The 9,205-nt window shown below is 68.4% G+C and carries 9 protein-coding genes and 1 rRNA gene; all 10 read right to left on the reverse strand.

Annotated features, from left to right (window positions below; all coding sequences use genetic code 11):
- Positions 1-89: 89 nt before the first annotated feature.
- Positions 90-629: a MerR family transcriptional regulator gene (locus M8J73_RS44225; protein WP_055538053.1), complete on the reverse strand. Its 540-nt coding sequence runs from the start codon at positions 627-629 to the stop codon at positions 90-92.
- Positions 630-1,198: 569 nt separating this feature from the next.
- Positions 1,199-1,672 carry a bifunctional nuclease family protein gene (locus M8J73_RS44230; RefSeq protein ID WP_028797289.1) on the reverse strand — a complete coding sequence of 158 codons (474 nt, stop codon included), beginning with the start codon at positions 1,670-1,672 and terminating at the stop codon, positions 1,199-1,201.
- Between the two features lie 84 nt (positions 1,673-1,756).
- On the reverse strand, positions 1,757-2,512 hold the full coding sequence (ftsR, locus tag M8J73_RS44235) for a transcriptional regulator FtsR (RefSeq protein WP_063799179.1): 756 nt from the start codon (positions 2,510-2,512) through the stop codon (positions 1,757-1,759).
- A gap of 44 nt (positions 2,513-2,556) precedes the next feature.
- Positions 2,557-3,528, reverse strand: coding sequence for a zinc-ribbon and FHA domain-containing protein (locus tag M8J73_RS44240; RefSeq protein WP_079049810.1), 972 nt, complete (start codon positions 3,526-3,528; stop codon positions 2,557-2,559).
- Between the two features lie 61 nt (positions 3,529-3,589).
- Complete coding sequence (locus M8J73_RS44245; RefSeq protein WP_055538051.1) at positions 3,590-4,465, reverse strand: DUF881 domain-containing protein; 876 nt, start codon at positions 4,463-4,465, stop codon at positions 3,590-3,592.
- 5 nt (positions 4,466-4,470) lie between these two features.
- Positions 4,471-4,803: a small basic family protein gene (locus M8J73_RS44250; protein WP_009343209.1), complete on the reverse strand. Its 333-nt coding sequence runs from the start codon at positions 4,801-4,803 to the stop codon at positions 4,471-4,473.
- Positions 4,800-5,702: a DUF881 domain-containing protein gene (locus M8J73_RS44255; RefSeq protein WP_107423940.1), complete on the reverse strand. Its 903-nt coding sequence runs from the start codon at positions 5,700-5,702 to the stop codon at positions 4,800-4,802. Before M8J73_RS44255 ends, M8J73_RS44250 begins: the two co-directional genes overlap by 4 nt.
- Before the next feature lie 98 nt (positions 5,703-5,800).
- Positions 5,801-8,296, reverse strand: coding sequence for a mannose-1-phosphate guanyltransferase (locus M8J73_RS44260; protein WP_055538049.1), 2,496 nt, complete (start codon positions 8,294-8,296; stop codon positions 5,801-5,803).
- Between the two features lie 114 nt (positions 8,297-8,410).
- A complete protein-coding gene (clsA, locus tag M8J73_RS44265; protein ID WP_055538048.1) occupies positions 8,411-9,019 on the reverse strand; it encodes a cardiolipin synthase ClsA in 609 nt (202 codons plus the stop codon).
- Positions 9,020-9,128: 109 nt separating this feature from the next.
- Positions 9,129-9,205 (reverse strand): 5S ribosomal RNA (gene rrf / locus M8J73_RS44270); the annotation flags it as partial.

Here is a 9,205-nt window from a genome sequence, read left to right on the forward strand (position 1 = left end):
GGGGGCAGCCGCCCGCCACTCGGGCCCACCGCCGCCCGTCCCTCGGGCCCGCCGCCGCGCGCCGCGCGCGGCCGCCGCGAGCGCTCCGCTCAGACCGCGCGGTTGCGCCTGCGCGCCAGTTCGTCCGCGGGGTTGGGGCGGACCAGGGTCTCGCCCGTGTCGATCCGCTCGCCGTGCAACTGCGAGAGAGCGCTTTCCACATCACGCCAGACGACCCCGACGGCGATCCCGAAGATCCCCTGGCCGCCTTGGAGAAGGGCGTGGACCTCGTCCGGCGAGGTGCATTCGTAGACCGTGGCCCCGTCGCTCATCAGCGTCATCCGCTCCAGATCGCTGAAGCCCCGCTCCCGCAGGTGCTGGACGGCTGTGCGGATGTTCTGCAGGGAGACGCCGGTGTCGAGGAACCGTTTCACGATCTTGAGGACGACGACATCCCTGAAGCTGTAGAGCCGCTGTGTCCCGGACCCGTGGGCGGACCGCACGCTGGGCTCCACCAGGCCGGTGCGGGCCCAGTAGTCGAGCTGGCGATAGGTGATGCCTGCGGCGGCACACGCGGTGGGGCCGCGGTACCCGACGTTCTCGTGGGGCTCGTGCTCGGCCTCCGTGCTGTCCTGGACAGCCGTCGGCAACTGTGGAACGGGACCGGCCGCGCCGCCGGAATGGGGATAGCCCCTGCTCGAGCGGAGCCGAGCGCTCGGGGGAGGGTACGAGCCGCTCTCCCCTCAGACTGCGTCCGGGGGCACCCCCAGCCGTACCGTCGCCGCTGTTCCTCACGCCGACCTCCGTCCTTGACCTGCCTTATCGACGGTAGGCAGCCACCAGGGGCGCGTCAACGACCGCCACACTCGGCACGCCGAGTGATAATCACCCTGAGAGTGGTTTCCCGTGCCCTTCCGCGGGGAAAGGCTAGCCGAATGTGCTAAGCGGAACCCCAGGACACCGCATGGGCACGTGTCAGGTGCCGGACTCTCGTGAAGCCGCCCCTCTGACCGACACCACCCGGCCCCGACCCGATCGGTCGGCGCTCCGACAGGCCGTGGGCGGCACGCGGTGCTGATCCCGCCGGTCACGACCGCGCAGCCCCGCGGCGGCGCGGCCCGGCGGTCCACAGGCCCCGGTTGGCGCGACGGCGACTTGGCCCCGCGCCACGGGCCGACGGCCCGGCGGCCTCGAGGCCCGACACCACCGCAGCCCGGCCTCACTGGCTGCTGGTACCGAAGTCCTCCGGCGAGATCTGGTCGAGGAACTCGCGGAACTTCTCCACCTCGTCCTCCTGCTCGTCCGGGATCGCGATGCCCGCATCGTCGAGCACCCCGTCACTGCCGAAGATCGGCGTCCCGGTGCGCAGCGCCAGCGCTATGGCGTCGGAGGGCCTGGCGCTCACCTCGACACCGCTGGCGAAGACCAGCTCCGCGTAGAAGACGCCCTCACGCAGATCCGTGATGCGCACTTCCGTGAGCTCCTGGCCGACGGCCTCCAGCACGTCCTTGAACAGGTCGTGGGTCAGCGGCCGCGCGGGGGCCATGCCCTGCTGGGCGAAGGCGATCGCGGTGGCCTCCCCGGGCCCGATCCAGATGGGGAGGTAACGGTCGCCTCCCACTTCACGCAGGAGCACGATCGGTTGGTTGGAGGGCATTTCGACCCGGACACCTACGACATCGAGCTCGTTCACACAGCAACCCTAGGCCGTGCTCGGGATGTTTGGGTAGTCGAGCACGGATAGGCCGGACGATCCGCCACAGGCGAACACCCCTCTTCAGCGGAGCCGAACACCCAGCGCGCTCTGCACCAGCGCGGCGTGCAGCTTCACCGTGAGCCCCGCCAGCTCCCGCGTACGGTCCTCCGCATGCGCTCTGGTCTGGGGATTGCGGTGGCGGCGCAGCGGCGCGACCACCTGCTCCACGAGGCCCGCCTCACGGTCGGCGGCGGCCCGCATCACCCGCAGATGCCTCGGCTCGATACCGAACCGCCCCAGTTCCACCACAAGCGTGGCGACCGTGAGGGCCTCGGCGTCGTACGTGCCGTCCGGCAGCGGCGCCACGAGCCCGTACGACTCCCACTCGGCCAGCTGCTCCTCGCCGATCCCGGCACCGGCCAGCAGCTCGGCCCGCCCGATCCGGGCGGCGGTGGGCTCCTCGGGCTCCCCGAAGAGCTCGCTCAGCCGCTCTCCGTCGCCGATGTCCCGCTGGCGGCCCACCGACGGCAGCCGGACGTCCTCGCCCCGTTCCAGGGCCGCCAGGTGCTCACGGATCACCTTGAGCGGCAGATAGTGGTCCCGCTGCATCCTCAGGACATGTCCGAGACGCTCGACGTCCCCGGCGCTGAACTTGCGATACCCCGAGGGGGTCCGCTGCGGCTCGATGAGCCCCTCCGACTCCAGGAAACGAATCTTGGAGATCGTGACCTCGGGGAATTCCTCGCGCAGCAGGTTCAGCACCGAGCCGATGCTCATCAGGCCACTGTCCGCGGCGGTGGTGCCGTGATCGGCACCACCGCTCGTTGTTCGAAGCATGGACCTTCCCTGGGGATTCCCCCCGGATCGAGTCCGGGGGCGGGTCAGTAACCCCGCTGGCTCGCGTAGAAGACCAGCCGGTACTTGCCGATCTGCACCTCGTCACCGTTGTGCAGGGCGACCTGGTCGATCCGCTCACGGTTGACGTACGTGCCGTTCAGGCTGCCGACGTCGGCGACCGTGAACGAGCCGTCCTGGGCCCGGCGGAACTCCACATGGCGACGGGAGACCGTGACGTCGTCCAGGAAGATGTCGCTCTGCGGGTGACGGCCCGCCGTCGTCAGGTCGCTGTCGAGCAGGAAGCGGCTGCCCGCGTTCGGCCCGCGGCGTACGACGAGGAGTGCCGAGCCGAGCGGCAGCGCGTCGACGGCGGCCTGGGCCTCCGGCGAGAGCGCCGGCAGCTGCGTCTGACCTGTCGTCTCGGAGTCGTAGGCCTCGAGGCCGGAGATCGAGATCGTGGAGGTCGTCTCGGACGGACGCTCCGGCACGGCCCCGGGACGCAGCGGCGCACCGCAGTTCGAGCAGAAGCGGCTGTTCTCCGCGTTGCGGTTACCGCACCTCGTACACACCAGGGCCGACATCGACGGATCCTCCTGCCGCGGCTGCCCCGCCGGGGCATTGGACGCATACGGGTCGGTGGCAAACCCTCCACCCGTACCTGAGGCTGACGGGTCCCCGAAACCTATGCGGCCCGACTGGGCAGGGTCAACAGACGGCGCGCCCTGACCTCCGGAAATGTCACCGCCCGGACCAGCGACCTGGTCCCGGAACAGGGGGCGCTCGCCACCCTGGCCCTCGGCCTCCGAAGGCTGCGCGCGATGGCGGGAGGTCGCGTTGCCGCTGTCCTCTCGCGCGCTCTTGCCGAACAACTTCGCAAACAACTTCACGGGCGATTCCCCTTGACCGAAACAGACCCGCCCGTGGGGCAGGACGAACCCTGACTGAACACACCGGCCGACCCGGACATCCTCACAACGTCCGTTTCCACCAGACAGTTTCCACCACGCACCACCCATTCGGTGCGCCGACCCCCCGCAACCTCTTGCCCTCGCCGGACGACCCCTATGCACCTGCGGTTCACTGGGAGGACGACCGAGCGTAGTCAGGCCGCTTCGCCGCTCGCAAGGCGTCCACGACGATCTTGTCAGCCCGCTCCACGGTCACGGTGGCCTGCTCCTTCTCCAGTGTCTGCACCACGCCTCCGGGGATGTTCAACGCGGGCTCGAGGTCCTGCGGGTTGCCGATGACCTTGAAACGAAAGGGCTGGGTGATCTTGTTCCCGTCGACACTGATTCCCTTGCCGGAATCGGTGAGGTAGGTGCTGGCGACGACGCGTACGCCGTTCACCTGGATCGCCTCCGCGCCGGCGGCGCGCAGCTCCTGGATCGCGTCGAGCAACATGTCCGCCTCGACCGTCCCCTTCGTGTCGTTGATCGTCAGCGTGATGCCGGGTCCCTGCGCGGCCACGGTGCCCGCCAGCACGCCGAGTTGTCTCTCCTTCTCGACGGTCTGCTTGCGTGCCTCCTCGGCCTGGTCCGAGCTGTTCTCCAACTCGGTGCGCTGATCCTCGAGACCCTGCTTCTCCTCCTCCAGACGCTGAGTACGGTCATCCAGTTCATCGAGGATGCGTACGAGATCTTCCTGGCGTGCGCCGCGCAGCGCGCTGTCGTCGTTGTTGGAGGCCACCTGGACGGCCAGGCCGAAGCCCAGGCCGAACAGCAGCACGGCCACGATGAGTTGGGCCCGTGTGAAGCGCGGCGGCCACAGTCCCTGGGCCAGCCGCTGCCGTCCGGTCAGCCGGTTCTTCTCGTCGGGCGTGGCCGTGTCGGGCCCTTCGGCGGCCGTGACGGGGACCTCCTGCGGCAGCTCGCGGCGCAACCGGGTCGTCGGCTCGTCGTCGTCCGCCCCGCCGGCGCGCGCCGCCGGCCTCGGCGTCTCGTGCCTCTCGCTCATCGGCCTCACGCCCGGAACACGTGCCGGCGGATCGCCGCGGCGTTGGAGAAGATGCGGATGCCGAGAACGACCACGACGCCCGTGGACAGCTGGGCCCCCACACCCAACTTGTCTCCGAGGAACACGATCAGGGCGGCCACGACCACGTTGGACAGGAACGACACCACGAAGACCTTGTCGTCGAAGATCCCGTCCAGCATGGCGCGCAGACCGCCGAACACGGCGTCCAGGGCCGCGACGACGGCGATGGGGAGGTACGGCTCGACCACCGCGGGTACCTCGGGCCGGACCAACAGTCCGGCCACGACTCCGAGGACGAGGCCCAGTACGGCGATCACGATGTGCCCTTCCTAGTGCTCGGTTCTGCTGTTCGTACGATCACACTCGGCGCGGCGGGCACCTTGATGTCGCTCTCGGCGGAGATGCTCGTCCGGATTCCGAAGTTCTCTTGCAGGGCATGCAGGTACAGCCCGTCGGGGCTGTTCTGGAACCTGGTGCTCAGCCGCTGCCCGTCCCCCACCGCGAGCACCGTGTACGGCGGCACCAGCGGCTTGTTGTCGACCAGTATGGCGTCGCCGGCGGCCCTGATCGCCGACAGCGCGGTGAGCCGCTGTCCGTTGATCGAGACGGCCTCGGCGCCCGACTCCCACAGGCCGTTGACGACCCGCTGCATGTCACGGTCGCGCACGCGCCCGGTGTCGGAGAACCCGGAGGTCTCGCGGGGGTCGCCGTCACCGCCCTGACTGGCGTTCTTCGAGTCGTTGACGACGAGCTTCACGCCGGGGCCGTGCACCTCGACAGCGCCCGACAGGATGCCCACGAGGTCACCCTGGCCGCTGCCGCCGTCCTTGAGCGCCTCGCGCTGGCGCGCGCTCACGTCGTCACGGAGGTCGTCGACGGAGTCCTCCAGTTTGTCCGCGGCCGCGGTCTGCTGGTGGATGCGGTCGATGAGCTCCTCGCGCTCCTTGGCCAGCGCCGGGGCGCTGATCCGCGCCTGCGCCGCACCCACGGTCACCACCAGGGCGGCGAGCACCAGCCCGACGGCGAGGCCCAGCTTCGCCCGTACGGTTTTCGGCATGCCCCCGGTGCCGTCGGCCTTCTTCCGGGCGGCGGCCTCGGCATAGCCGTCGTCGAGGCTGTGGTCCATGACGTTGTTGAGCAGCGACATGGAGGCGTCCGGACGCGACGGGCGCGCGGGGCTGCTCCGAACGGGGGGCTGCTGCGGCATGCCGCACATCGTCGCACGTCGCGCCCACTACCTCCGAATGGCCCCACCCGCGTGCCGGACAGGCCCCGTTGGGGGCACTTGTCCGGCACGCGCGTGTGGCGGGTGTTTCAGCGTCCGGCGCTGTCCACCACCGACGACCATTCGTCGAGCAGGGCCTGCGCCGAGGCGTCGTCGGGCCCTTCGGCCCACAGATGCGTGACGGCCTCCGCCGGGTCCGGCAGGACCATCACCCACCGCCCGTCGGTCTCCACGACCCGCACACCGTCGGTCGTGTCGACAAAGCGATTGCCGGCGGCCTCCACGACCCGGCGCATCACCAGCCCCTTGACGGCCCACGGAGTGGCGAGATCCCGCTTGAGGACATGCGCCCGCGGAATGCGCGCGTCGATCTGGCTCAGCGTGAGCTGTGTCCGCGCCACCAGCCCGATGAGCCGTACGAAAGCCGCCGTCCCGTCGAAGACGCTGCTGAACTCCGGCACGATGAACCCGCCGCGCCCGTCTCCGCCGAAGATGGTCGTCTCGTCGCCGCCGACCCGGGTCAGGTCGTCCGGCGAGGTGGTCGTCCACTCGACCTGCGTGCCGTGGTAGGCGGCGACCTGTTCCGCGATCCTGGTGGTGGTCACCGGCAGGGCCACGCGCCCGCTCCGCCGCTCCGCGGCCACCAGGTCGAGCATCACCAGCAGGGCTCGGTCGTCCTCGACGATCCGCCCCTTCTCGTCGACCAGGGACAGACGCTCGCCGACGGGGTCGAACCGCACTCCGAACGCGGCCCGTGACGACGCCACGATCTCGCCGAGCCGCACGAGTCCCGACCGCCGCATGTCGCCCGTCTCCGTCGGCCTCGACTCGTCGAGGCCGGGATTGATCGTCAGCGAGTCGACGCCCAGCTTGCCGAGCAGGCTCGGCAGTACGAGACCGGCGCTGCCGTTGGACGCGTCGACGACGACCTTGAGCCCCGATTCGGCGATACCCGTAGTGTCGACGTTCCGCAGCAGGGAACCGGTGTACGAGTCGAAGACGCTGGCCGGGAAGTGCAGATCGCCGATCTCGCCCGGGAACGCGCGCCGGTACTCCTGCCGCGCGAACACCCGGTCCAGCTTGCGCTGGCTGGCCTGCGACAGGTCGGCTCCCTGACTGTCGAAGAACATGATGTCGACGGAGTCCGGCACACCCGGCGTGGTCCGGATCATGATCCCGCCGGCACTGCCCCGAGCGGTCTGCTGTCGGGCCACCGGCAGCGGCACGTTCTCCAGGTCCCGTACGTCGATGGCGCTGGCCTGCAGCGCCGAAATGACCGCCCGCTTGAGGGCACGCGCGCCTCGGGAGTGGTCACGTGCGGTGGTGACCGTCGAGCCCTTCTTCAGGGTCGTCGCATACGCCCCGGCAAGCCGCACGGCCAGCTCCGGGGTGATCTCCACGTTCAGGATTCCGGACACTCCACGGGCACCGAAGAGATGCGCCTGTCCGCGGGACTCCCAGATCACCGACGTGTTGACGAACGCGCCGGCCTCGATCGTCTTGAAGGGGTAAACGCGTACGTTCCCCTGGATGATCGATTCTTCGCCGACGAGGCACTCGTCGCCGATGACGGCGCCGTCCTCGACGCGCGCGGCCCGCATGATGTCGGTGTTCTTTCCGACGACGCAGCCCCGCAGATTGCTGTGCTGTCCGATGTAGACGTTGTCGTGGACGACGGCCTTGTGGAGGAAGGCCCCGCTCTTCACGACCACGTTCGAGCCGACCACGGTGTGTTCGCGGATCTCGACGCCGGCTTCGACCTTGGCGTAGTCCCCGATGTACAGCGGCCCACGCAGCACGGCGTCGGGGTGCACTTCGGCGCCTTCGGCGATCCACACGCCGGGTGAGAGCTCGAACCCGTCGATCTCGACGTCGACCTTGCCTTCGAGGACGTCGGCCTGTGCCTTCACATAGCTCTCGTGCGTGCCGACGTCCTCCCAGTAGCCCTCGGCGACATAGCCGTAGACAGGCTTGCCTTCCTTCATGAGCTGCGGGAAGACATCGCCGGACCAGTCGACGGGAACATCGGCCTCGACATAGTCGAAGACCTCGGGTTCCATCACATAGATGCCGGTGTTCACGGTGTCCGAGAAGACCTGTCCCCAGGTGGGCTTCTCCAGGAACCGCTCGACCTTGCCTTCCTCGTCGACGATCGTGATGCCGAATTCCAGCGGGTTCGGCACGCGGGTCAGGCAGACGGTGACGAGCGCACCCTTTTCCTTGTGGAAATTGATGAGCTCGGTGAGGTCGAAGTCGGTCAGGGCGTCACCGGAGATGACGAGGAAGGCATCGTCCTTCAGTGCTTCCTCGGCGTTCTTCACGCTCCCGGCAGTACCGAGTGGCTTCTCCTCATTGGCATAGGTGAGCTCCATCCCGAGCTCCTCACCGTCGCCGAAGTAGTTCTTGACGAGTGACGCCAGGAACTGGACGGTAACGACGGTCTCATTGAGCCCATGCCTTTTGAGCAGCCTCAGTACGTGCTCCATGATCGGGCGGTTCGCCACGGGCAGGAGCGGCTTGGGCATGCTCGAGGTCATGGGGCGAAGGCGTGTGCCCTCGCCTCCGGCCATCACGACGGCCTTCATGTCGGAAGCGTCCTCCTTGAAGAGACACGGTCTAGCCGACTTCACCCGTCCAGATTGTCCCGCACTTTTCCGACGCGGGCCATCGAGCCACTACGGCTGTCCCATCGGACGGGCTCAATCGGCCATGGCGTCCGCCGTGACAAGTCGGCGGACCTGAACCACGTAGAGGATCCCTGCCCACCAATACAGCGTTGTACCCCATCCGGCGAACGCCCATCCGAAAATAGCAGCGAGTGACGAGATCCATCCGGTTCCGTCACTGAGCAACAGCAAGGGGAAGGCGTACATCAGGTTGAAGGTGGCCGCCTTGCCGAGGAAGTTCACCTGGGGCGGCGGATAGCCGTGCCGACGGAGGATGCCCACCATCACCAGCAGAACCAGCTCACGCAAGAGAAGTACAGCGGTCAACCAAAGAGGGAGAATCTCGCGCCAGGTGAGGCCCACCAATGTCGACAGAATGTAGAGCCGGTCTGCCGCGGGATCGAGTAGCCGGCCGAGGCTGCTGATCTGGTTCCAGCGTCGCGCCAGCTTGCCGTCCAGATAGTCGCTGACGCCGCTCAGGGCGAGCACGAGGAGCGCCCAGCCGTCGACCTGGGGGCCGCCGAACTCGGGCCACAGAATCAGCCACAGGAAGACGGGGACTCCGAGGAGCCGCGCCATGCTGAGGATGTTCGGGATGGTGAGCACCCGGTCCGTCTGGACTCGGGTCTCCTGGACCTCCACCCGGGGGCCTCCTGTGCAAAACGAGCCAATGATGCTCCCTGACCCTACCTCAACGCAAAAAAGCTCTGGCTCCTGGGCATGGTGCCCAAGAGCCAGAGCTTTAAAAGGAGTTCGGCGGCGTCCTACTCTCCCACAGGGTCCCCCCTGCAGTACCATCGGCGCTGTGAGGCTTAGCTTCCGGGTTCG

Origin of the sequence: Streptomyces neyagawaensis (assembly GCF_023516595.1) — a bacterium.
GTDB classification, from domain to species: Bacteria; Actinomycetota; Actinomycetes; order Streptomycetales; family Streptomycetaceae; genus Streptomyces; species Streptomyces neyagawaensis.